Origin of the sequence: Acidiplasma sp. MBA-1, from assembly GCF_000949015.1 — an archaeon.
GTDB classification, from domain to species: Archaea; Thermoplasmatota; Thermoplasmata; order Thermoplasmatales; family Thermoplasmataceae; genus Acidiplasma; species Acidiplasma aeolicum.
On sequence record NZ_JYHS01000003.1, the window covers coordinates 112,245 to 135,618 of the forward strand.

At 35.9% G+C, this 23,374-nt stretch carries 22 protein-coding genes; 11 read left to right on the top strand and 11 right to left on the bottom strand.

Annotation, left to right across the window (positions count from 1 at the left end; all coding sequences use genetic code 11):
* Positions 1–25: 25 nt before the first annotated feature.
* Both TZ01_RS06315 and TZ01_RS06320 read right to left on the bottom strand, forming a co-directional pair.
* Complete coding sequence (locus TZ01_RS06315; RefSeq protein ID WP_048101967.1) at positions 26–463, bottom strand: MarR family winged helix-turn-helix transcriptional regulator; 438 nt, start codon at positions 461–463, stop codon at positions 26–28.
* 6 nt (positions 464–469) lie between these two features.
* Positions 470–2,176 carry an MFS transporter gene (locus TZ01_RS06320; RefSeq protein WP_048102172.1) on the bottom strand — a complete coding sequence of 569 codons (1,707 nt, stop codon included), beginning with the start codon at positions 2,174–2,176 and terminating at the stop codon, positions 470–472.
* Positions 2,177–2,315: 139 nt separating this feature from the next.
* Here TZ01_RS06320 and TZ01_RS06325 point away from each other — a divergent pair, with 139 nt between their 5' ends.
* Positions 2,316–4,304 carry an acetate--CoA ligase family protein gene (locus tag TZ01_RS06325; RefSeq protein WP_048101968.1) on the top strand — a complete coding sequence of 663 codons (1,989 nt, stop codon included), beginning with the start codon at positions 2,316–2,318 and terminating at the stop codon, positions 4,302–4,304.
* A 17-nt stretch (positions 4,305–4,321) separates the two neighbouring features.
* Here TZ01_RS06325 and TZ01_RS06330 read toward each other — a convergent pair whose 3' ends face one another.
* Entirely contained in the window at positions 4,322–6,091 is a 1,770-nt protein-coding gene (locus tag TZ01_RS06330; protein ID WP_048101969.1) for a ribosome biogenesis/translation initiation ATPase RLI, read from the bottom strand.
* A 27-nt stretch (positions 6,092–6,118) separates the two neighbouring features.
* Positions 6,119–6,538, bottom strand: coding sequence for a DUF6015 family protein (locus TZ01_RS06335; RefSeq protein ID WP_156150332.1), 420 nt, complete (start codon positions 6,536–6,538; stop codon positions 6,119–6,121).
* 183 nt (positions 6,539–6,721) lie between these two features.
* Here TZ01_RS06335 and TZ01_RS06340 point away from each other — a divergent pair, with 183 nt between their 5' ends.
* From TZ01_RS06340 to lipB, 8 genes are read left to right on the top strand one after another with little or no spacing between them, the layout of a single operon-like run.
* Entirely contained in the window at positions 6,722–8,122 is a 1,401-nt protein-coding gene (locus tag TZ01_RS06340; protein ID WP_048101970.1) for an MFS transporter, read from the top strand.
* Between the two features lie 30 nt (positions 8,123–8,152).
* The gene (gene folP, locus TZ01_RS06345) at positions 8,153–9,148 is read left to right on the top strand and encodes a dihydropteroate synthase (protein WP_048101971.1); all 996 of its coding nucleotides are present in this window, start codon (positions 8,153–8,155) and stop codon (positions 9,146–9,148) included.
* Between the two features lie 53 nt (positions 9,149–9,201).
* Positions 9,202–10,071 carry a lipoyl synthase gene (gene lipA / locus TZ01_RS06350; RefSeq protein WP_052656810.1) on the top strand — a complete coding sequence of 290 codons (870 nt, stop codon included), beginning with the start codon at positions 9,202–9,204 and terminating at the stop codon, positions 10,069–10,071.
* Positions 10,064–11,095: a thiamine pyrophosphate-dependent dehydrogenase E1 component subunit alpha gene (locus TZ01_RS06355; RefSeq protein ID WP_048102175.1), complete on the top strand. Its 1,032-nt coding sequence runs from the start codon at positions 10,064–10,066 to the stop codon at positions 11,093–11,095. The genes lipA and TZ01_RS06355 overlap by 8 nt, the downstream gene beginning before the upstream one ends.
* Entirely contained in the window at positions 11,092–12,060 is a 969-nt protein-coding gene (locus TZ01_RS06360) for an alpha-ketoacid dehydrogenase subunit beta (RefSeq protein WP_052656812.1), read from the top strand. The genes TZ01_RS06355 and TZ01_RS06360 overlap by 4 nt, the downstream gene beginning before the upstream one ends.
* Before the next feature lie 4 nt (positions 12,061–12,064).
* On the top strand, positions 12,065–13,234 hold the full coding sequence (locus TZ01_RS06365) for a dihydrolipoamide acetyltransferase family protein (protein ID WP_048101972.1): 1,170 nt from the start codon (positions 12,065–12,067) through the stop codon (positions 13,232–13,234).
* Positions 13,235–13,236: 2 nt separating this feature from the next.
* Positions 13,237–14,523, top strand: coding sequence for a dihydrolipoyl dehydrogenase (gene lpdA, locus TZ01_RS06370; protein WP_048101973.1), 1,287 nt, complete (start codon positions 13,237–13,239; stop codon positions 14,521–14,523).
* Entirely contained in the window at positions 14,516–15,154 is a 639-nt protein-coding gene (gene lipB, locus TZ01_RS06375) for a lipoyl(octanoyl) transferase LipB (protein ID WP_231563435.1), read from the top strand. Before lpdA ends, lipB begins: the two co-directional genes overlap by 8 nt.
* A 45-nt stretch (positions 15,155–15,199) precedes the next feature.
* Here lipB and TZ01_RS06380 read toward each other — a convergent pair whose 3' ends face one another.
* From TZ01_RS06380 to TZ01_RS06405, 6 genes are all read right to left on the bottom strand, one after another.
* Entirely contained in the window at positions 15,200–15,733 is a 534-nt protein-coding gene (locus TZ01_RS06380; protein WP_048101975.1) for a cob(I)yrinic acid a,c-diamide adenosyltransferase, read from the bottom strand.
* Between the two features lie 77 nt (positions 15,734–15,810).
* Positions 15,811–15,984 carry a DNA-directed RNA polymerase subunit K gene (locus tag TZ01_RS06385; protein WP_048101976.1) on the bottom strand — a complete coding sequence of 58 codons (174 nt, stop codon included), beginning with the start codon at positions 15,982–15,984 and terminating at the stop codon, positions 15,811–15,813.
* An 85-nt stretch (positions 15,985–16,069) separates the two neighbouring features.
* Entirely contained in the window at positions 16,070–17,716 is a 1,647-nt protein-coding gene (metG, locus tag TZ01_RS06390) for a methionine--tRNA ligase (protein WP_048101977.1), read from the bottom strand.
* 86 nt (positions 17,717–17,802) lie between these two features.
* Entirely contained in the window at positions 17,803–18,864 is a 1,062-nt protein-coding gene (locus TZ01_RS06395) for a DUF763 domain-containing protein (RefSeq protein ID WP_048101978.1), read from the bottom strand.
* 161 nt (positions 18,865–19,025) lie between these two features.
* Positions 19,026–20,012 carry a pantetheine-phosphate adenylyltransferase gene (locus tag TZ01_RS06400; RefSeq protein ID WP_048101979.1) on the bottom strand — a complete coding sequence of 329 codons (987 nt, stop codon included), beginning with the start codon at positions 20,010–20,012 and terminating at the stop codon, positions 19,026–19,028.
* Positions 20,013–20,089: 77 nt separating this feature from the next.
* Positions 20,090–21,289, bottom strand: a complete 1,200-nt coding sequence (locus tag TZ01_RS06405; RefSeq protein WP_048101980.1) for a PLP-dependent aminotransferase family protein — start codon at positions 21,287–21,289, stop codon at positions 20,090–20,092.
* An 89-nt stretch (positions 21,290–21,378) separates the two neighbouring features.
* Between TZ01_RS06405 and TZ01_RS06410 the strand changes: the two genes are divergently transcribed.
* Together TZ01_RS06410 and TZ01_RS06415 are read left to right on the top strand one after the other, a co-directional pair.
* Positions 21,379–21,876 carry a GTPase domain-containing protein gene (locus TZ01_RS06410; protein ID WP_048101981.1) on the top strand — a complete coding sequence of 166 codons (498 nt, stop codon included), beginning with the start codon at positions 21,379–21,381 and terminating at the stop codon, positions 21,874–21,876.
* Positions 21,877–21,885: 9 nt separating this feature from the next.
* Positions 21,886–22,752, top strand: coding sequence for a hypothetical protein (locus tag TZ01_RS06415; protein WP_048101982.1), 867 nt, complete (start codon positions 21,886–21,888; stop codon positions 22,750–22,752).
* Here TZ01_RS06415 and rpsB read toward each other — a convergent pair.
* On the bottom strand, positions 22,749–23,348 hold the full coding sequence (rpsB, locus tag TZ01_RS06420; protein ID WP_369796406.1) for a 30S ribosomal protein S2: 600 nt from the start codon (positions 23,346–23,348) through the stop codon (positions 22,749–22,751). The genes TZ01_RS06415 and rpsB overlap by 4 nt on opposite strands.
* Between the last annotated feature and the right edge of the window lie 26 nt (positions 23,349–23,374).

A 23,374-nucleotide genomic window follows, 5' to 3' on the forward strand; every position in this document is an offset into this window, starting at 1 on the left:
TGGTAAATTTATATATAATGTTAGCCTAATTGCTTTTTAGAAGTTCTGTGCCGATTGCATCAGATATTTTATTTAGTATTAGTTTAAAGTTTTCTATTTCATCCTTATTAAGGTTTTTAAGAGATTCCGATATAATATTTTTAATGAATAATCCAAGTTCCTCATAATAGTTTCTGCCCTCTTTTGTTAATTCCACATTGACTATTCTGCGGTCATTCATGTCGTGTTTTCTCAAAAGCAGATTTTTTCTCTCAAGTCTATCCACTATATCTGTAACCCAGCCATTTGCCAGTGATAATTCTCCCGCGATATTTTTCATTGGCTGCTGACCCTTGGTAAGAAGGTAAATTATTTTGTAGTCTGTAATGGTCAAACCATCCTTTTCCAGCCTTAATTTGATTTTCTTTATATAACATCCAAGTATTTTATCCAGATATTCCCAGATTTCTAATGTATCGTCCAATTTTACTCACCTTTTTAATTTAACAGCCTGCTCCTCATTTGATATTCTTTTAGATGAACCTGACTTTTTGGTTAATGGATCCCTGATAAATGATAATAGTGCACCCACAAGTGTTATTGCAAAGGCAACATAGAATACCACATGTAAGGAGGACATGAATGTTGGGGCAAATATGGTGGGGAACCATGTGCGCTGGGTTATTGTACTTAATGCTGTTGGACTTATTGAATTTTTAACACCCGATGGTAGTATGCTTAATATGGCCTTTATAGGATTAATGCCAAGAAGTGCACCAAAAATTGCATCTGTTGGTGGCAGTTTGGAAAATACTGAGGCAAGCTGTGGTGCTCCAGCATTAGTAACCGCTGAAGATAATGCACCTGGAAGTTTTGATGAAAGGCTTAAAATCAATATTGTAAAGAAAATGCCCATACTGGCGGTTGTCCCAACATTTCTTAATGTTGTGAGCATGCCAGATGCTGAACCCCTGCTTTCAGGCGGTACTGATGACATGACCGCTGATGTATTTGGGGCGGTAAACATGCCCATGCCTGCACCGAATATAAACAATAATATTCCCATTTCTATATATATGAAATTATATGGCAGTAATGAAAGAAGGATTAATGCAAATGCTGATATCAAAAGACCAAGGGTTGCTATGCCCTTTGATCCGTGTTTGTCTGATAATTTTCCTGAAAGCGGTCCAAATATACCCATGGCAACCGTCATTGGGAGCATGAATATTCCGGCCCAGAAAGGAGCACTGGCATATGAATAACCGTGGTCTGGAAGCCATATTCCCTGGAATAATATTATTATCATAAACATTAAGCCCATCATACCCATGCCTGAGATCATACCTGAAAAACTGCCTGCTGAAAATGCCCTGATTTTAAATAATTCAAGGCGGAACATTGGCTGCTTGACCTTTCTTTCAACAAACGGGAATGCTATTAAAAGTATTATTCCAATAATTATGGCTGTAATAACCCATGGGTCTGCCCAGCCTGTTGCACTGCTCTTATATGGAACCAGACCGTATGTAATGCCTATTAAAAGTATTATAAGACCTGCACCAAAAAGTAGATTTCCCGGAATGTCAAGCTTCTGCTTAAGTTTAGGTGATGTTTCCTTCAGTTTTAGATATGACCATACCGTGCCAAGGAGGCCAACGGGAACACTAACAAGAAATACATATCTCCAGTTAATTGCAGATAAAATACCGCCAGCAACTATACCTATACTCATTCCTGCTGTTCCTGCTATGGCATTTATACCCAGCGCAGTACCACGTTCTTCCTTGGGAAAATTATCAGTGATAATTGCATAGCTGTTTGCCATTAAAAATGATCCACCAACTGCCTGAACTATTCTAAATATAATTAATTCAAGAGCACCAGTATCACCCTTACCTGGGGTAAAATATAGCAGCACTGAACCAAGTGTGAATATTGCAAAACCAAGATTAAATAATCTTACACGGCCAAAAATATCAGAAAGACGGCCTATGGTAACCAGAAGAACAGCAGTTACTATCATATATCCCATAAGTATCCAGAGCAGGTAGGCAAAAGCACCTGATTGAAATGGATTTAAATCAATGCCCCTAAAAATTGGTGGTAGGGCTATAATAAGTATGCTGGCATTAATTGTGGCCATTAAAACACCTATTGTTGTATTTGACAATGCCACCCATTTTTCCTGAACCATAAAATCATAATTTATTTTGATTATATAAATATTTTGTAAATAAATATTTATTGGTAAACATTTTCCATATAGAAACATTTATGCTTGAAAGTTATCAATAATAAAAAAGCTTTAAATTGATTTATCATATTATTATATCATGATTGAATCATTATTCAGGCCAGAAAGCATTGCAGTGGTTGGGGCATCAAATGATAAAAACAAGGTTGGCAATATAATTTTTAGGAATATTATTTCCACATTTAATGGAAAAATTTTTGCTGTTAACACAAATGGTAGTGTAATAGAAAATTACCAGTCATATAAATCATTAAAGGACATTAAGGAAAATGTTGATCTTGTGGTTGTTGCCGTTCCAAGAGATGCTGTACCCTCTGTAATTCAGGATGCTGTTGACATCAAGGCAGGAGCTGCAATTATTATCACATCAGGGTTTAAAGAAACTGATGAGCATGGTGCCGATCTTGAAAAACAGATAATAGACATAGCCAGAAATGGTAATTTAAGCATTCTTGGGCCAAATACAATAGGGCTCATTACACCAAATTTCAACGCAACATTTGCATTTGAGGATACAATAAGGGGAAATTCTGCACTTGTGGCCCAGAGTGGTGGTCTTGGTGTTTACATGCTGGAATGGGCACAGAAGACAAAAACCGGCATAAGCTACTTTGTAAGCCTTGGAAATCAATCTGATATTACTGAATCGGATGTTTATGAATACCTGTCAAACGATGTTGAAACCAGGGCAATATTCTCATATATAGAAGGTGTTTCAGACGGTGACAAATTTTTAAACGTTGTTCCGGAAATTGTTAAAAAGAAACCAATGATATTTTTAAAAGGCGGTGTTTCAAAATCAGGTTCCGCAGCTATAAAAACACATACCGGAAGCGTTGCTGGATCAATAGATATATTTAAGGCGGCGGTAAGAACCTGTGGTGGTATATTTGTTGACAGCCTTGAGGATATGCTGAATATAGCCAGACTTGTAAACTCAAGTGAAAATGTATCCAGCGATATATTAATAATAACAAATTCTGGTGGCCATGGTGTTTTAACAACAGATGCCATAGATATCCAGGAAATGAATGAAATTCAGCTGCCTGATAGGATAAAGAAATCATTATTAAAAATACTGCCCAAGCAGAGTGTGCCAAGGAATCCCATTGACCTTTCAGGGGATGCCGATTATAAAAGATACAGTGATGCACTGGAAACTGTTAAGGATCTGGATTGCACAAAGGTGGTAATAGTTCAGTCACTCCCAATGGTAACATGTACGGATGTTGCCAGGGCTGTAATTAAATACAAGGGTACTGGTGTAATAGGAGTTGTAATGGGCATGGATGAGGATTCTGCATCAAAGCTTCTGGATTCTGCATCTATTCCGTCCTTTAAATTCCCTGAGGATGCCATAAAGGCAATCAAGTACATGACCTCAAGGTGGACACCGGATAAAAAAATTAGGATAAGCGAACCACCAGAGGAGGCAAAAAAGCTTGTTGCAGGCAAAAACTATCTTAGAGATTTTGAGGCAATGAAACTTATGGAAATTTATGGGATTAAAACACCAAAATGGAAAACTGTTGAAAATGAGTCAGATCTTGACGCAGCCGCAGATTATGTTGGGTATCCACTTGTAATGAAGATATCACCTGATGAGCCGGTGCATAAAACCGATGTTAACGGTGTTATAATGAATGTACAGAAGGAAAATCTTCATGAGGCTTTTAAACAGCTTAACTATAAAAGAGTATTGCTTCAGGAACAGATATCCGGGGCAGAGATATTCATAGGGGGCATTAAGGACCCTGTTTTTGGTTACACTGTGGTGTCAGGTGTTGGCGGCATATACATGGAGGTTTTAAAGGATTTAAGCTACGGTCTTGCACCTGTATCAGAAAATGAGGCAATGTATATGATGGATGAAAGCAAGGTTACAAAAATGCTTTCTGCCAGAAAAAGAAACTATGATAGACTTTCCTTAATCAGGGCAATAACAAATATATCAAGGTTAATAGTTGATCTTGATGTTAGCGAGATGGATATAAATCCGGTGATAGTAAATCAGAATGGCGCCTACGCTGTGGATGTCAGAATACTGTTAAATTCAAAACAGGAATAATAATTTTTAATAATATTTTATTGGGAATAATAATATTCCCCCTTTAATTTCTGTTCTCTATCAAGTGCACTGTTCAGTTTATTGATTCTTGGACGCTTTGTAAGCTCATCCCTTCTAAATGTTATTCCGAGGCCTTTTAAAAACTCATTCATGCCTGTCCTCATATCCATGGGACCCTTACTGCAACCTTTAATTCCCTGCTGCCCTGTGAAAACAATCAGGGCATCTGAAATTAGGTCTATTAAATATATATCATGATCAACAACTATTGCACTTTTTTTATTATTTTCCATAACCCTCCTTATTATTTTTGCCACATTCATCCTGTAGGCTGAGTCCAGATGGGCAGATGGTTCGTCTATAAGATATATATCAGCATCTGTTGATAATGTAAGTGCAACCGATGTTCTCTGCAATTCACCTCCAGAGAGATCATTAACATTTTTATCATATAGTTCCTCAACATCCAGCGGGCCAATTATCTCATTTTTTATGAACTGGTCTTCCATTTTTTCCTTCATGGTTGTTGAAAAGAGTTCATAAACAGTACCGTCAAAATCCGGTGATATGTACTGTGGTTTGTATGCCACCCTTAACTGGTTCTCAACCTGACCGGAATCTGGCTTTATTGTTCCTGAAAGCATTTTTATAAATGTGGTCTTGCCAAGTGCATTCTGGCCCAGTACACCGATAATCTCCTCCTTATTTATGTATCCTGACCCAACATGAAGCTCAAAGTTTTCAAATTTTTTTTCAAGGTTGGTCCAGGAAGTTATTTTGGTTGTAACTGTTGTTCTTTTACTTGATTTTACATTAAAATCTATTGATGTTGGTCTTATTCTTACATTTTCCTCCCTTAAATAACCTGATAAAAACGCGTTTATTGCCTTATTTGTTGATTTTTCTTTTGTAATTACACCGTATGCACCGGGACTTCCATATACCAGATTAATCTGATCTGCAATTTTATCCAGAAGTGCAAGATCATGTTCCACAACCATTACTATTTTGGTTTCAGCCAGTTTTCTAATAATTTCAGATATCCTTATTCTTTCATTAATATCCAGATAGGATGAGGGTTCGTCAAACAGGTATATGTCTGCATCCTTCATCAATGCCATTGCTATGGCAAGTTTCTGGAGTTCACCACCTGATAAATCCCTGATATCCCTGTGCAGTGATGATTCCATTGATAATTCCGATACAACAAAATCAAGATTTCCGTTATCATTATTTTTTAATATATCTATTACTGTACCTGAAACAACCCTAGGAATTAAATCCACATACTGATTTTTCAGCACTGCCTTTTTATTTCCATTGTACAGATCCTTAAAATACTGCCCCATCACACTTTTGGAGAATCTTGATATAACCTCATCACGGTTATCCTTAACATTGTAATTACCAAAGTTTGGTATCAATATTCCTGATAAAATATTCATGGTTGTGGTCTTGCCAAGTGCATTCTGGCCAAGAAGTGCTGTTACCCGGCCAGCCGATAGGGATGGCAGTGAATAGAGCCTGAAGGAATCCAGACCGTACTGATGAACTATATTTTTATTTAGTTCATCTGGTATGCTGACTATCTTAATAGCATTAAATGGGCATCTCCTAACGCATATGCCACAGCCAATACAAAGCGATTCTGTAATAACAGGCTGTGCATTTGCATCGGGAAATTCTATAGTTTTTGTTCCATTCCTCACAGGTGGGCAGTAATACTGGCATTCGTGATTGCATCTTTTCGGATGGCATTTATCCTTATCTAGAATGGCTATGTGCATATTTTTAACCTAATAATTATTAATATTTTAATTTGCCTTCCAGTATTCATCGGGAATTTCATTGTAGATATCGAATGTTGAATCATCACTATTTGTCTGTATATTCATTTCTGAGAGTTCTATAACGCGATTAACATTCAAAATCCAGTAATGAATGCGCCATTCCCTTCCATCAAAAAGTGTTGTTTCTTCTCTTTCTGTTTCAAGAATTCCAAGATCCTCCATAGTATAGAAGACATCACGATCCTCCGGCTCAAGCATATTATCAATAACCCGGGTGCCGTACCCAAAGAAGTTAATAATATGTTCCGCTGATGACTGCGCCTCCTCTGACCCCATCTTTCTCTGCTGCAAGCTTAAACCGTTGCTTATTGCCCTTGCAAGCTCATCTATCTTCACATAGTTTCTGGACCTTACCTTTTCTATTTCCACATCGCTTATCGCCATTTCAATCACCTTGATAACATACCATATTACATTTTAAATAATAAGGTTATTCAATTAATTAAAATATGGCTTAAATTATATTTAAATTTTATTATAATTCATGTAATTTTGTCTATATATCTTATATAGAATATATAGGTTATATTTATAATAAATAGGAAAATAGAGAAAATAGTGGCAAAGATGACTACTGTGGACGAGGCCTTGGATAATGCAAAATCCTCAAAGTTTCATTATAAGGTTTTATTTGTGTCAGGTCTTGGATTCTTTACAGATGCATATGACCTTTTCATAATTGGTGTTGTTATACTTATACTACCACTTGCTGGATGGAATAATATATCAATTTTTTATAAGGGATTAATAACATCCACCGCTTTATTATCCGCCATTATAGGGTCAGTTACATTTGGAAGGCTACTAGACTATTTAGGTAGAAAGGAGATATATGGGCTTGAGCTGGTAATGCTAATAGCTGGTGCGCTTGGAAGTGCATTTTTAACACCAACCAACAACATTCTGGTATTTATATTATGGAGATTTCTCCTTGGTGTGGGCATAGGTGGAGACTATGCAACCAGTTCAACAATAATGACAGAATACTCAAATACATTAAACAGGGGCAAATTTGTTGGCACAATATTTTCAATGCAAAGCTTTGGGCTTCTTGCAGGACCATTAATTTCAATATTGTTTTTAACAAGTGGTTTAAGCCCATCATTAACATGGAGGCTACTGCTGGCCATCGGGGGTATACCTGCCATGCTTGTCATATATTTCAGAAGAACCATGCCTGAGCCCCCAAGGTATACTGCAGACGTTCGTGGCGATATTAAAACTGCAGAAAAAAATTTAAGGAGCTACACGGGAATAGATGCCCAATCTAAAAGAGCAGAAAAGGTAAATGCAAAATGGTATGATTTATTTAAGGATAAAAAATTTCTTATAACATTAATAGGCACTGCAGGGACATGGTTTTTAATGGACTGGGCATTTTATGGAAACTCAATTATGTCAAATAGCATTTTATCATTCCTTGTTCCAAGCGGTTTAAACGGAATTAATGCAATTATACTAACAAATAAATATTCAGCGTTAATATTCGGGATAGCAGCCTTTCCTGGATACTGGGTGGCTGTTTTTACACTCGATAAAATTGGCAGAAAAAAAATACAGATTACAGGATTTTTAATGATGGCAATTTCATTTGGTATCATAGCATTGTTTCCAGGGATAATAAGCGCAGCCTATGTTTATTATTTTTTAATGATTTATGGCATTAGCTACTTTTTTATTATGTTTGGGCCAAATGTAACAACGTTTGTCTACCCACCAGAGGTTTTTCCAATATCAACAAGGGGTTTCGGTACTGGCATTTCTGCAGCAGGTGGTAAAACAGGCGCCTTCATAGGAACATTTGCAGATACATTAATACTTGCGTTTACAAATTTAAGCTTCTTAATGTGGATACTCTCAGTCCTTGCAATTTTGGGCTGTGCCATGACAGTTTTTCTTTTGCCAGAAACAAAGGGTAAAACATTGCGTGAATCATCTGGAGAAAACAGATACATGAATCAAACTTAAAATTTTTAAGGTTTTTTAGCATAATGCATTATGAATATTTTATTTCCGTCAAGGAATAATAAAAGAAGTGTTGAAATTTTTACAGAGGATTCCGCTGGAAATACTGTTATCAATGGAAAAAGATTTAATAAATTATATGCAAAAATGGACAGGTCTTTTATAAAGGACTTTCTGGAAGAAAATAAGATATTTTCTGGCTATGAGGATAAAATTTCTGAAAATATGGTAAATAAGATTGATAATAAAAAAACAGTGATTATGGGGATTTTAAATGCAACCCCGGATTCTTTTTATGCCGGTTCAAGGATTCTGGATAAGAGCAGAATAGATTCAATGCTTGATGAAAAACCTGATATAATTGATATAGGGGGTGAAAGTACAAGGCCGGGCAGTCTTCCTGTGCCACCAGATATTGAGACTGAAAGAATAAGACCTGTTATTGATTACATAAAATCTGTATCAAACATACCTGTATCAATTGATTCAAGAAATTATGATACAATAAAGGCTGTTATTAGCATGGATATAGATTATATAAATGATATATCAGGTTTCTCTGATGAAAGAATGATAAAAATTGCATGCGATTATAATGTTAGGGCTATTGTAATGCACATGATAGGCACACCACAGACAATGCAGAACTTTACTGAATACGATGACATTATATTTGAGATAAATAATTTTTTTTATTCCAGGATAAATAAAATGTTAAAATTTGGCATAAAACCAGAGAATATAATAGTGGACCCTGGCATAGGTTTTTCCAAGGATACCAATGGAAATATTACCATATTAAGGTCTCCATGGTCTTTCTTTCTTGGCTTTGACACACTGTTTGGCACATCAAGAAAAAGATTCATAGGCACATTAACCGGATCTGATGTTAATGATAGACTGGGTGGAACAATAGGAACATCAATTTATTTGAGTGAGAATGGGGTTGATATACTTAGGGTTCATGACCCTGCCCAGAACAGGGATGCAATAAATGTATTCAGAAAATTAACGTCCATCGACGAATAATTTTCTTTGTTTTTTACGTATAGTTTAAATATATTTCTGCGATTAATCATATAATGATTAAGGTACCGTACAGTGTGAAACTGCCTTCTGGCGATAGATATTCATTTATAAAAAATACATTAAAATCACGTACACTGTATACAGTATGTGAGGAGGCACACTGTCCAAATATGGGGGAATGCTGGGAGAGTGGTACAGCAACTTTTATGATTCTTGGGTCTAACTGCTCGCGTGGGTGCAGATTCTGTGCGGTTACCCATGGAAAAATGCTACCAATTGATCCAGATGAACCACAGAAGGTTTATGAGGCTGTAAAATTAATGAGGCTGGATTTTGTTGTCATTACCTCTGTTGACCGTGATGACCTTCCAGATAAGGGGTCACAGGCTTTTGCCAATGTAATATCTAAACTTAAAACAGCTAATGTTAAAATAGAGGTTTTAATACCAGATTTTAGCGGAATCCATGAGTTTATTGATAAAATAATAAATGCCGCCCCTGACGTCATTGCACATAATATAGAGACAGTACGCAGGCTTACGCCACACGTAAGGGACCCAAGGGCCGGGTACGATCAGAGCCTAAACGTTCTTAAATATGTTAAATCCGTTAATAAAAAGATGATTACAAAGTCATCAATAATGATTGGACTTGGAGAGACTGATGAGGAGGTCATTGAGGCCATGAAGGATCTTAGGAATGCGGGCGTTAACATTTTAACTGTGGGGCAGTATCTAAGGCCAACAAAAAAACAGCTCGAGGTAGTGGAATATTCCCCAATTGAGAGATTTAAATATTTCGAGGAAAGTGGATATAAAATGGGTTTTGATTACGTTGCCTCAGGCCCGTTGGTAAGAACATCCTACAGGGCAGCGGAGGCGTACGTAAAGGGAATGCTGAATGGAGGTGGAAATTATGATTGAAGAGGCAGATATTAGTAATGAAAAGGTGTTGGAGGCTTACAGGAATCTTGTAATGGAAAGAATGCTGGATAAAAAGATGCTAAATGCAAGCAGGCAGGGGTTTTTGCCGTTTTACATACCACTGATGGGGCATGAGGCCATACATATTGGTATTGGCCTTGCATTGAGGAATATTGATTATTTTTATCCATACTACAGGGATTTTGGTGCACTGGTCCAGCTTGGAATTCCCATGGATATGATAATGTCCCAGGTTTTTTCCAATGCATCAGATAATGAGCTTGGCAGGGATATGCCGGATCATGTCTCATTTAAAAAATACAATATAGGGGCTGTAATAACACCCGTGGCAGGACACCTCATGTCGGCTGCCGGAATTGCATATGCAAAGAAATATAGAAAGTCTGATGGAGCGGTATTGACAACCTTTGGAGATGGGGCAACATCAACACCAGATTTCCATGTTGCAATGAACTTTGCAGGTGTTTATGACCTTCCTATGGTATTTTTGTGTGAAAATAATGGATTTGCAATATCTGTGCCAACATATCCAAATGAGGAGGGGCAGTCAGATGCATACGAGGAGACAAGAGGCCCAATATATAAAAAGGCGGAGGCCTATGGTTTTGAGGGCATAAGAATTGACGGCACAAGCTTTTTGGAGGTTTATAAGCAAACAAGAAAGGCGCTTGAAAATGCTTCCAATGGGCCAGTGCTGATAGAGGCAATGACATACAGAATGGGGCCGCACTCCACTGCTGATGATCCCAATAAATACAGAAAGGACGAGGTTCCAGAGGGGAGTGATAAGGATCCTCTTATTGTAAACCAGAAAATATTGAAGGACATGGGTATTCTCACGGAGAAGAAAATTCAGGATATAAACAATGAAATTGATGATTTGACAAGCAAACTTGTAGACAAATATGAAAAAGCACCAAAACCTGATAAAAAAACAATACTGGATAATTTATATGAAACAGACCCATGGTATATAACTGAGGAAAGGGGTGATATAGAATGACCACAATGACAATGGTAAAGGCACTTAACAGTGCGCTTGACAATGCAATGGAAAGGGATGATTCAATAATTTTAATGGGAGAGGATGTTGGCGTAGATGGCGGTGTCTTCAGGGTAACTGATGGGCTTCTGGCAAAATATGGAAAGGAAAGGGTTCTGGATACACCACTTGCAGAACTAGGAATAGTTGGGTTTGGAATTGGAATGTCCATGGCCGGCCTAAAGGCAATACCTGAAATACAGTTTCAGGATTTTATATACACAGCAATGGATCAGATAATAAACCAGATGGCAAAGCTAAGGTACAGAACCAATGGAGATTACACACTTCCAATGGTTCTTAGAACACCCTACGCTGGGGGTGTTCACGGCGGGCCCTACCATTCACAGGCTGGAGAGGCATACTTTGCCCACACGCAGGGTTTAACTGTTGTAACACCATCAAATCCATATGACGCCAAGGGTTTATTATTATCATCGATAGAGCTTAATGATCCGGTTATATTTTTGGAGCCTAAAAGGCTTTATTATGCAACAAAGGGGGATGTCCCGGACGATTACTATACAGTTGACCTAAGAAAGGCTAATATTTTAAAGGAGGGTGATGACCTTACAATTATAACATATGGACCAACAGTTCCGCTTGTCATGGATACTGTAAACAAGAACAATGTAAATGCGGATGTTATTGATTTAAGAACAATAAACCCCTTTGATGTTGATGCCATTTTAAATAGTGTGAAAAAAACCTCAAGGGCGGTTATAGTTACAGAATCCCCAAGGTTATTTGGCGTAAGTGCTGAAATTTCTGCAACCATAGCGGAAAGGGCAATTGATTATCTTGCAGCACCAATATTAAGAGTTTCAAGCCTTGATATACCTGTGCCATTCGCGCTTGAGGATTATTATGTGCCAAATGAGCAAAAAATAATGAAAGCAATAAATAAAGTTTTGCAATACAGGTGATGTTATGTATACATTAAAATTACCACCAATCGGCGAGGGGATACAGGAAGGAGAAATAGTAAAATGGGATGTTAAGGAAGGAGATACCATAAAAAAGGATCAGGACATTGTTGAGGTTATGACTGATAAGATTACTGTGAGAATACCTGCCCCGGTATCAGGAAAGATTTCAAAAATTCTGGTTCCAGAGGGCAAAACAGTAAATATCGGTGATCCGATAGTCCAGATAGATTCACCGGATGAATCAAATGAGGTAACCACGGAGAATAAACCAGTGGAGGAACAGCCAAAAACTGAACAGGTATACTCTGTTAATAATGAGAACATACCGTCTGTGAAGGCCACACCATCTGTAAGGGCCTATGCCAGGTCAAAAAATGTTGATATATTAAAGGTAAAACCAACCGGTCCTGATGGCAGAATAACAAAGGACGATATTGACGCATACCTTAAAAATACCACTGCGCAGAAAACAGAGGTAAAAAAACCGGAAAATCCTGCTGCAGGTGATGAAATTTTCAATGTAAGTGGCATCAGAAAGGTAATTTTTGATAAAATGACAAAATCAAAACAGATAATGCCACATTTCACTGTAACTGATTTTGTGGAAACCCAGGAAATACAAAAAACCATAGAATATTATGCAAAAAAGGAGTATCTGAGTTTTACGTCATTCTTTGTTAAGGCATGCACCATTGCATTTAAGGATTTTCCAAAATTAAATGCCATATACAATGAGAATGACAAAAATTATACCATTAAAAAGGCATACAATATAGGTGTTGCTGTGGACTCACCGTATGGTTTAACTGTTGTGGTGATAAAGGATGCCGATAAAAAGGATTTGTTTACAATCTCAAAGGAAATTAAGGACCTTGCTGAAAAGGCCAGAAATAATACACTTACACTGGATGAGGTGCGTGGTTCCACATTTTCAATAACCAATATAGGTGCAATAGGCGGTATTATGTCAACACCTGTAATAAATTATCCGGAGGTTGCCATACTTGCAGTAAACTCCAGAACAACAGCAATAATCAACAATGAAATGAAAACAGGTCTGTATCTAACCCTGGCATGTGATCACAGGTTAATCGACGGTGCTGAGGCGGCCAGATATCTTCAGAGGGTAAAGGAAATACTTGAGCACCCCATGGCATTTATTGGTGATTAAAAATGGATTATGATGTAATAATTCTTGGTGCAGGTGCAGGTGGTTATCTTGCTGCCCTGCATCTGGCCAAAAAAAAGAAAAAGGTTCTTATTATTGAGAAAGAGAAATTCGGTGGTGAATGCCTAAACTATGGGTGCATACCATCAAAGGCATTAATAGAACTCTCTGAAAATATATTTTACCTAAAAAATATGCCTGGCATGACCCTTGATTATAAACTCAACATGAAGGACTGGCAGGCATGGAAAGATTCAATGATAAAGAAAATTACAGGCGGTGCTGAGGGTGCATGCAAGGCCAGCGGCGCCACTGTGCTTTACGGGGAGGGAAAAATAGTCAATAAAAATACGGTTAATGTAGATGGTAAAAATTATACTGCAGATTATTTAATTCTTGATACCGGTTCTGTACCTGTAAAAATAAAAGGTATAGATGATGTTTATTATAACCGTGAAATTCTCGCAATAGACCATATACCAGAAACACTTGTTGTTATTGGTGGCGGTTATATAGGCATTGAGATGGGTACGGCATTCAGGAAACTTGGTTCTGATGTATATATTGTTGAAATGAAGGATAGGATACTTCCTGAGGTTGATGAATATCTTTCTAGGGCAGTTGATAAAAGGCTCAGAGATCTTGGAATAAAAATTTTAACCAGTAGCAGGGTTCTTGGTGTGAAAAAGAACAAGAATTATACTGTAAAAATAGAAAATTCCGGCGATATAATTGCGGAAACCGTTTTAATGGCCGTTGGCAGAATGCCAAATACACAGGGATATGGCCTAGAAAACCTCAATCTTGAAATGGATGGGCGGTTTATAAAAACGGACCAGCATAAAAGAACAAGTGTGGATAATGTTTATGCCATAGGCGATGTTTCAGGAATGCCCATGCTTGCACATAAGGCATTTTATGATGCCTATGTTGCATCTGAAAATATTCTTGGCAATGATACAGTGGTGGATTATAAATCCATGCCAATGGTGGTTTATACAGACCCGGAAATAGCATTTACAGGTAAAACAACAGATAAATATAAGCAGATACCTGCCATGGCAAATCCCAGAACACTGACAATGAACCAGCAGGATGGCTTCTTTAGGGTATATTACAATGATGATGGGACAATAAGTGGTGCGGGTATCGCAGCGCCAAGATCCTCAGAGATTATAGCTGAAATTGGGCTGGCCGTTGAATCTGGTTTAACACTGGATGATATGTTTATGACCGTACATCCCCATCCCACGGTATCTGAGGGCATTAAGGATGCATGCGAAAATGATTAATTATTATATTGATTTAAAACGCATGGATTATGAGAAATGCCTTCGATTACAGTACCACCTTGTGGAATTAAGAAAAAATGATAAAATACCAAATACCGCACTTTTTGTTGAGCATAACAGCATATACACCATAGGAAGAAAGGCAGACCCAAAAAACTATGAAAATGTTAATGTATATAAAACTGACAGGGGTGGCGATGTTACATATCATGGCCCCGGCCAGATAGTAAATTATTTTATCTTCGATGTAAATATTGATGGCAGGAGGGAAATCAGGAAATTCCTTGAAAATATTGAAAATGCATACATTAAGATGCTGGGTTCCTTTGGGTATTCGGCCATGCTGGATGAGGAGCCCGGTATATGGATAGAAACTGAAAAGGGAAAAAAGAAGGTTGCCTCAATTGGACTCGCAGTAAAAGATAATATTTCATATCACGGTATTGCCCTAAATATAGGACAGGAGGCTGTCAATGGCTTTAATCTAATAAACCCCTGTGGACTTGATAACAGCGTTATGTCCTATGTTGATATACCAAGAGATAAGGCCATAGAGGCAATAGTTTCGTCACTGGCTGACTACTTTGGGGAATTCCAGAAAATAAATATAGACGACATCAAATTATTATAAAAGCCATAAGGTCTACATTTAAGAAATAATTTATATATAATATTTCTATGAGGTTCTTTTAATATCCCAAATTCTCTCCTCAATGCCAAGCCTTTTGTTCGATGCAAGTGCATGCATAAAAAGAAGTGATGAAAGTCTGTTTAAATAAATTAAAATATATTTATTTACCTGCATTTTCTTGGATACATATACTGCAAGCCTTTCTGTTCTTCTGGCAACGGCCCTTGCCATATGAAGTGAAACTGCGGAAATATCACCATCTGGAACAATAAAAAGGTGTATTTTACCAATTTCTTCACGGTATTTTTTCACAGATTCCTCAAGCCACCTTACATCCTCATCCTTAATTGTTCTGTGGGTGCTTTCTGCAGTTATATCCTCACCAATAACAAAGATGTCGTTCTGAATTTTTTTTAGATCATTTTTTATGTCTTCCCATTTTGAATTTATGAGGGCAAAACCAACAAATGTGTTTAATTCATCAAGGGTTCCCTCGAGGTCCACCATGGGGGAATCCTTACCAACCCTTATTCTCAGGCCGGTATCGGTTTCCCCGGAATCGCCACGTCTTGTAAACATAATAGCATATAATATGCACAGATTTAATATTTTTTAGTTTTAATTTTGACAAAAATATATATAAATAATAATATTTTTTATTCTTTTCTTTTTATGGTAATTGGTATAACATTGTTATTAAATTCACACATTGCAATTTCAATGGGATCAATGATGTCAGGGGAAATATCTATAATCACAGGTGCACCCATTGCAATTTGCAATGCCCTGGCACCAATTATTCTCGCCTTTTCAAATTTTGTCAACATCATAAAAATCATTTAAAGCATAAACTGTATTAAATAATATTACATAAATGTTTCGAATATTATGATAAATATATATTATTTTTATAAATTAATTGTTAATAACCTCGCCAAAATCAAGTTTTGTAAATGGTGGATTCTGTTTTTTTATTGCAAATTCATCTATTGAAAGTAATTTTTCAAATGTACTGCCCTCTATTTTCACTGTATTATTTATCATTGACCAAACCTCAGAGGCACCCGTTGGGACATATGGATAAATCATTAATATGAGGTACTGTGCAATTTTTAATGAAGTATAAAGTATATCATTGCATGCTTCCTTATTCTCTTTTATTATCTTCCATGGCTGCGCGTTATTAAAATACTGATTTGCGGATATAACCAGTTCAAGCCATATTTGAAGACCCCTCTTTATATGTATTTCAGATACCTCCTGACTATACTGATCAAATTTTTCCTTAAACATATCAAGGATTTTTTTATTTTCCCCGGATAACTTTTCAGGTTTATGTATGCTTAACTTATTTTTATCAATAAAACTTATAAGCCTGTAAATATAATTGCCAAACTTGTCCACCAGTTCCGAATTAACCTTGTCCTGAAATTCCCTCATGGAAAAATCAGAATCCCCTGTTTCAGGGAGTATTGATGCCATATAATATCTTAATGAGTTTTTATCCGCTATCTTTAAAATTTCATTTACAGTAAAACCTATGCCCCTGCTTTTAGAAAACTGTTCACCCTGGAATCTGAGATACTCATTTGCCGGAACATTATAAGGTAGATTATAATCTCCATGGGCTATTAGCATTGCAGGCCAGATAATTGTATGAAATGGTATGTTATCCTTGCCAATAAAATAATATGATTTTATATTCTTATCAAGCCAGAATGATTTCCAGTATTCAGGGTTGCCAATTTCCGTGGAATATTCCCTTGCACCTGTGATATAGCCTATTAAAGCCTCAAACCAGACATATATTTTTTTATGTTCATAACCATTTATTGGTATTGGGACACCCCAGTCAAGATCCCTTGTAATTGCCCGTGGCTTGAGACCATCACTTACAAAATTCTTTGTATATTTTAACACATTTGGTTTCCAAAAATCCTTGGTACCAAGGTATTCAAGAAGTGAGTCCTGAAGTTTATTTAGCATTAAAAAATAATGCTCTGTTTCCCTGAATTCTGGCCTTTCCCCACCAATTTTGCACACAGGATCAATAAGTTCTATTGGGTCAAGTGTACGTCCACAGTTATCACACTGGTCGCCCCTGGCCTCCTTATAACCACAGTATGGGCATGTTCCCTCTATATACCTGTCCGGCATAAACCTATTTGATTTTCTGCAGTATGGTGATACCATATATCTTTTTTCAAGAAATCCCTTCTCCAGAAGGTTCATAAAAAATTCATCAACGTCCTTAACATGTTCAGCGTCTGTTGTTCTTGTAAATTTATCGAAGATAATATCAACATTTCTGAATGTTTCCATATGTTCTGAATGATATTTATCTGCTATTTCCTGTGGTCTTTTATTATTTTTTTCGGCTGTTATTGTAATGGGAGTGCCGTATTCATCACTGCCAGATATGAACATTACCTCTGTACCCGATAACCTGCTGAAACGTACAAATATATCCGCACCAAGATATGCACCTGCCAGATGTCCGAGATGCAGTGGCCCGTTGGCATAGGGTAATGCACAGTTAACCATAATTTTTTGTTCATTCATTGCAACTATATAATAAAATGAAATTTAACTTTTTATTAATAAAAAATGCAGCGTATTTATATTTTTAAAAAATTTATGTGCATGAATTATATTTTTCCTGACCTAGCAAAGCTCATTTTTGCAAGATTTCTTGATACGTTTTTATAGTATGTATTTCCATTTAATATCTGTTTATAAAAATCAATGGCAATATCATAATCATGTATGTTAACAGGCTTTGGGACTCCATCCTTACCGCCCAGACAGAATGAGAACTTAACAGGATCTGTAAATGAGGGTTTATCGCCATATACAAGTTCAGCAAGATATGACAGAGCCCTAATGGTGGATTTATCCACCCCTTTTATGTTTATTAGTTCTCCAAAGTTATCAGGATTGTATTCATAAAGCATCTTCATTTTTTCCCAGTTTATCTTAAAATTTAAATCAAGAACGGGGCGTGATTCCATGTAATTATCAAGTGTTCTCTGTCTCATATAGTTAACTGGATTCTCCTTAATCAATGAAATAATATCCTTCCTATTCTGCTCACTTTTTGACGTTGAAAGATCAAGTATGTTTGAATTTTCAAAACCGGCAATTCCATTCCTTTTATCGCTGTAAAAATCGATATTATTTTTAATCCAGTGATAGCGCCTGGCCAGACCAATTTTTTGATTCATGCCCTGGTTAATAACAGCATAATTGCCATTATAATCCAGAATAATAAACTGCATGTAAAGATCAAATCCATCCTGAAGAACCTTATTGTCTATTTTTCCAATAATCCTTGAATCCTCACGGATCTTAGATAAAATGCCTGATTTAATATTCCCATCCTGTTCAAGTTTATCAAATTCCTCTCTAATAGAGTTTAGATGCCTGCCCTTCCCTCCCAGGATTTTAACCTCATCCTTTTTATTTAGATATTCCTTAAGTGCACTCAGCGTTGCAGTGGTTGTACCACTCGAATTCCAGTCAAAGCCTATGGCAAGTGAAAGTGAGTGAAACCAGAATGGATCGGCAAGTTTTTCAAGGAAAAAATCTGTGCTATAATTTTCTATCATAATATCTGATATTATGCCACCAAGCTCAACCATTCTTTTATAAAGGTATTCAGGCGGGTGGCCATAGTGAAGCGGCATTATTGAGCTACCATTATTTCTCATTATAGATAAATATGAATATTAACAATATATTATTTTCCATAGCGATTTATAAAAGTTTTTGAAAGGTTTATTTATAAAAATAAATGAAATTCTTTTTGTTTTTATAATTTTTATATTTAAACATATAATGAGATTTTTTAATCTCTGGTAAATTGGTATTTTTATTTCATCCATCTAAAATCAAATATATTATAAAGGTCCGGCCTGAATCTCACTATAAAGGCATTTCTAATGGATTCCATTATAAGGTCATACCTTTTTATATTGTAATTTGATATTAAACCTATAATACCCTCCCTTTTACCGATATCAGGTATATTATATATCTCCTTTATTGCATCGGATACGGACAGGCCTGACCTTACCACATCAACAATATCTTCAGGCAGTTCAAATCCACTGCTTACGCCTGTGGTTATTCTGCTATAACGGTCTATTACAGCACAGTAATGGAAATCATAATAAACATTGTTTATTTTATTATAAAACAATCCAGATTCTATGCCAATGGAATAATCATTATCCCTTAAACCCTTCATGGCACGGAGCCTTGCGAGCCTTGGCGTATCGTCACCGTATGGCTGATCTGTATCGGTTTCATACTCATGATTCTCAATAACATCAAAATTTTTCATGAATTTATTTAAAAAATCCCTAAGCGCCATTGTTTTTAAACTATTATTTGTGGATATTGAGATTTTAATTGGATTTTTCCTCTTGCCTGTTCTTGTTATTTCACCATATTCAATTCTTGTGGAGCTAATTGGAAAAAAATCCTCTGCCAGAACAAAGGGCACCTTAATTATGTTTAATGGCCTCATATTCATTTCATTGCGTTTATTATTAATATAAATCGCGGTTGAATATGTTTCCGGAGAAACAATGAGATTTGCCTCTTTTATTTTTAATGTCTCGCCAAATTTATCATTTAGTTCATGAATTTCGTAATTATCTGTATATTTATCCATAAATTTTTTTAGCCTTTTTAGCCTTGTTCGATATTTTATTATAAATTCCTTGTTTCCAATGACATAATCATCACTGGTAAGGCCTATAATCACCCTGCATCCGGTATCTATTGCTGTTCTGAGCATTAATTCATGGCCCTTATGAAAATGGTTAAAGGTGCCACCCACCAAAGTATACATATAAGGAAATTAAAAAAACATTATTAAAATATCTCTATGTGACATTTAACTCCATCCAATATTTTAAAATTTAAAGATCAGTTTTTAACCTCCTCCTCTATAGTTTTTGCAAGCCTCCTGACACCCTCCACTATATCAGAATCAGAGGAATATGTAAAATTAAGCCTCATGGTGTTAATTTCTGGATTGTTTTGATAAAATGCAGAACCTGTAATATATGCAACCTTATTTTTTAGTGCCCTTTCAAGCATTTTTGATGTATCTATATTATGGTTAAGTTTTAACCATAGGAACATTCCACCATCAGGCTTTGACCAGACAGCGTCCTTTACATGTTCATCAAGTGATTCCAGCATTATATCCCTCTTCTTTTTATAGAGTTCTATGGTTTTTGGTATCTGCTTATATATTATTCCCCTGTTAAGATACTCATATGCTATGTACTGGGATAACGAATCACTTGCCAGATCAAGGGCCTGCTTAAGTATATTGTATCTTGATAGGACCTCAGGCTGTGATACTGTATAACCGGTTCTTAATCCGGGTGACATCACCTTTGAGAATGTGCCAAGATATGTAACAATATCATGGTCATCAAGGCTTTTTAATGTGGGAATTTTTGTTCCAGAATATCTTAAATCACCATATGGATTATCCTCTATGACCGGTATATTATTTTCGTATGCTATCTCCAAAAGCTGTTTTCTCCTATCAAGAGTCATTGTATATCCTGCAGGGTTTTGAAATGTGGGTATTGTGTATATGAACTTTGGTTTCTTTCCAATGGATTTTAGATATTCAAGTTGTTTTTCAAGTTCTTCAATAATCATACCATTTGAGTCCATTTTTACAGATACTGAGTTAACAAGATTGGCATTTAGTGATGATATCATCCCAACGTATGTTGGTGCCTCTGTAATAACATAATCTCCAGGATTTGCAAATATTTTTGACAGGGCATAAAGTGATTGCTGTGAACCGGTGGTGACCATTATGTTATCTGTATCTGTTTTTATATTTTCGTCCCTATCTAGAAATTTCCTTATCTCATTTTTTAACAGCTGTAATCCGTCTGTCTGTCCGTACTGCAGAGCCTGGGATGCATAATTCTCTATAACATCATCCATAATTTCCTTAAGTTCTGCGGAGGGGAAAGTTTCCGGATTTGGAAGACCCCCACCAAACGATATCATACCGGGCATGGTCACATACTTCAATAGAGACCTAATTTCAGAGGATTTCATCTTCCTTAAGTTATCAGAAAATTCAAAACTCATGGCTAATTATATTAAGACGATATATAAATTTTTATTATGGGAATAAGAAAATAAAAAAATATTTTATAATGGTTATTAATTAAAAGCCAATGGTTCAAAAGGCAATTTGGAAGGTCACGGTTACAGGAGCAAAAAATTCGGGTAAAAGTTCACTAATATCTGCAGCTGTTTATAACTCTGATAAACCTGTGGCACCCAAAGGTTTTATAAGAAAAAAGGTGCAGGGCAGGATAAATGATGATGAATATGATATAGACCTCCTTTTTTATGAAACGCCACTTGAATTAAAATCTGATAAATTTATATCAAAATCCACTTTTATTTTGTTAACTGTGGATATAACAGATGCAAATAGTCTAAAAATGGCTGGAGATTTTGTAAAGCTGTTTTCAGATTCTGAGATATTCCTGGTTGCAATGAAGTCTGATTTAAGGTATATATCCCAATTCTGGATTCCGGAACTTGATAAATTCTACAGAAGCTATGGTGTATCATATTATTTATACAATACAAAGGAGGATTTTTCCCCAATCCTGTCTGAACTTATAGAAAAAACATTTAACAAAATTTATAATAAAAATAAGTGATATGCAAAAATGGGAATTTTTTGTGGGAAATTTGAGTTTAAATTAAGAAATATAAGTATATCCCAGATTATAAACAAGTATCATATAGGCAAATTCTTAAATGGAGATTTTTTTCTAGATCCATGTGAGGCCTTATACCTGTTTTTAAAGGGTAAAATTGAATCATTAAATGGTAATGACCTGGATTTTTTTCTAAATAATATCTTTACAGATGATATATACATATACATTGTATATGAAATATTAAAGAATAAGGGATTTTACATAAAAAGAAATGGAAATAAATTTTATTATAAAAAGACAAAAAAATCGGATTATACAAATTTTGTAATTTTAAAAAGGGAAACAGATATTGTATCATTTGAGGAATTATACAATGAAACTCCGGGAATATTTATTACTCTTGATGAGGACCATAGCATCACATATCATATGACAGAACATATAGACCCCATGGGGATGGCTGAGAATATGCCTGAAAAAATATGCATTAAAAATGCAGGCAGCATATATTATTCATTAAACACCCCTGAATGGTTCGGGGAAAAATTTTATTCTTTAAACATATTAAATAACTTTGAAAGAAGATTTGTTGAAAATAAAATTATGACACCTGAGGAAAAACTATATGCTGATTTAATTAAAAGAAATTTTATTGTAAAAAGTGGATTTAAATATGGAGAACACTTTAGGATTTATTCTGAATCCATGGATATGCATGCCGAATATTTAATTGGTTTAATAGATAAAGAAGAATGGTATAAAATTAGCAGGGCTGTTAGGTTATCAGTAAGTGTTAGAAAATCAATGGTTTTTGCCGGCTTTATAAACAATGAAATAAAATATATAGAAATGAAAAGGATAAAAGATATTTAAATCTGGACTTCAAAATCATCTATTTTTGCCTGCATGTCGTCATATGTTTTTATGTCGCCGCGGTCCTTTAAAACCTCCCTTGCAAGAAGCCAGTATATCAGGGCAAGAGACATCCTTCCCTTATTGTTTGTTGGAATTATTAAATCAACAAAGTCGGTTTTATTGTTGGCATCGCAGAGTGCTATTATGGGTATTCCTATTTTAATTGCCTCCTTCATTGCCTGTGTATCGGCAAGCGGGTCTGTTATCACTATTACCTTGGCGCTTGAATATGATTTGAGCATCGGATTGGTTAATGTTCCGGGTATAAACCTGCCTATTATGGAGTTTGACCCAACTATTTCAGAAAATTTAGCAACCGGTCTGAATGCATACTGTCTCTGGGCCACAACAAGGATATCCTCTGGTTTGTATCTTGCCAGCATTTTTCCTGCTTCTATTATTGCATGATTTGTCTTTTTAATATTTAATATGTATAAACCATCGTTCCTAATTTTAAATATATATTTATCCATATCCTTTGATTTGATCTGTGTACCAATATGGACACCAGATTTCTGGTATTCTTCTTCTGGTATCAGTAATTGTTCTTCCATCATGTAAATCTACCTATTTTATCTAT

Bases quoted from the DNA above. Each gene is read 5' to 3' on its own strand.
- metG (WP_048101977.1), bottom strand. From the start codon at position 17,716: ATGAATGAACAAAAAATTATGGTTAACTGTGCATTACCCTATGCCAAC.
- TZ01_RS06380 (WP_048101975.1), bottom strand. From the start codon at position 15,733: ATGTTTACAAGACGTGGCGATTCCGGGGAAACCGATACCGGCCTGAGA.
- TZ01_RS06415 (WP_048101982.1), top strand. From the start codon at position 21,886: ATGGGAATTTTTTGTGGGAAATTTGAGTTTAAATTAAGAAATATAAGT.
- TZ01_RS06320 (WP_048102172.1), bottom strand. From the start codon at position 2,176: ATGGTTCAGGAAAAATGGGTGGCATTGTCAAATACAACAATAGGTGTT.
- TZ01_RS06340 (WP_048101970.1), top strand. From the start codon at position 6,722: ATGACTACTGTGGACGAGGCCTTGGATAATGCAAAATCCTCAAAGTTT.
- TZ01_RS06405 (WP_048101980.1), bottom strand. From the start codon at position 21,289: ATGAGTTTTGAATTTTCTGATAACTTAAGGAAGATGAAATCCTCTGAA.
- TZ01_RS06395 (WP_048101978.1), bottom strand. From the start codon at position 18,864: ATGAGAAATAATGGTAGCTCAATAATGCCGCTTCACTATGGCCACCCG.
- lipB (WP_231563435.1), top strand. From the start codon at position 14,516: ATGATTAATTATTATATTGATTTAAAACGCATGGATTATGAGAAATGC.
- TZ01_RS06365 (WP_048101972.1), top strand. From the start codon at position 12,065: ATGTATACATTAAAATTACCACCAATCGGCGAGGGGATACAGGAAGGA.
- TZ01_RS06385 (WP_048101976.1), bottom strand. From the start codon at position 15,984: ATGATGTTGACAAAATTTGAAAAGGCGAGAATAATTGGTGCCAGGGCA.
- TZ01_RS06355 (WP_048102175.1), top strand. From the start codon at position 10,064: ATGATTGAAGAGGCAGATATTAGTAATGAAAAGGTGTTGGAGGCTTAC.
- rpsB (WP_369796406.1), bottom strand. From the start codon at position 23,348: ATGGAAGAACAATTACTGATACCAGAAGAAGAATACCAGAAATCTGGT.
- folP (WP_048101971.1), top strand. From the start codon at position 8,153: ATGAATATTTTATTTCCGTCAAGGAATAATAAAAGAAGTGTTGAAATT.
- TZ01_RS06335 (WP_156150332.1), bottom strand. From the start codon at position 6,538: ATGGCGATAAGCGATGTGGAAATAGAAAAGGTAAGGTCCAGAAACTAT.
- lpdA (WP_048101973.1), top strand. From the start codon at position 13,237: ATGGATTATGATGTAATAATTCTTGGTGCAGGTGCAGGTGGTTATCTT.
- lipA (WP_052656810.1), top strand. From the start codon at position 9,202: ATGATTAAGGTACCGTACAGTGTGAAACTGCCTTCTGGCGATAGATAT.
- TZ01_RS06400 (WP_048101979.1), bottom strand. From the start codon at position 20,012: ATGTATACTTTGGTGGGTGGCACCTTTAACCATTTTCATAAGGGCCAT.
- TZ01_RS06360 (WP_052656812.1), top strand. From the start codon at position 11,092: ATGACCACAATGACAATGGTAAAGGCACTTAACAGTGCGCTTGACAAT.
- TZ01_RS06410 (WP_048101981.1), top strand. From the start codon at position 21,379: ATGGTTCAAAAGGCAATTTGGAAGGTCACGGTTACAGGAGCAAAAAAT.
- TZ01_RS06330 (WP_048101969.1), bottom strand. From the start codon at position 6,091: ATGCACATAGCCATTCTAGATAAGGATAAATGCCATCCGAAAAGATGC.
- TZ01_RS06325 (WP_048101968.1), top strand. From the start codon at position 2,316: ATGATTGAATCATTATTCAGGCCAGAAAGCATTGCAGTGGTTGGGGCA.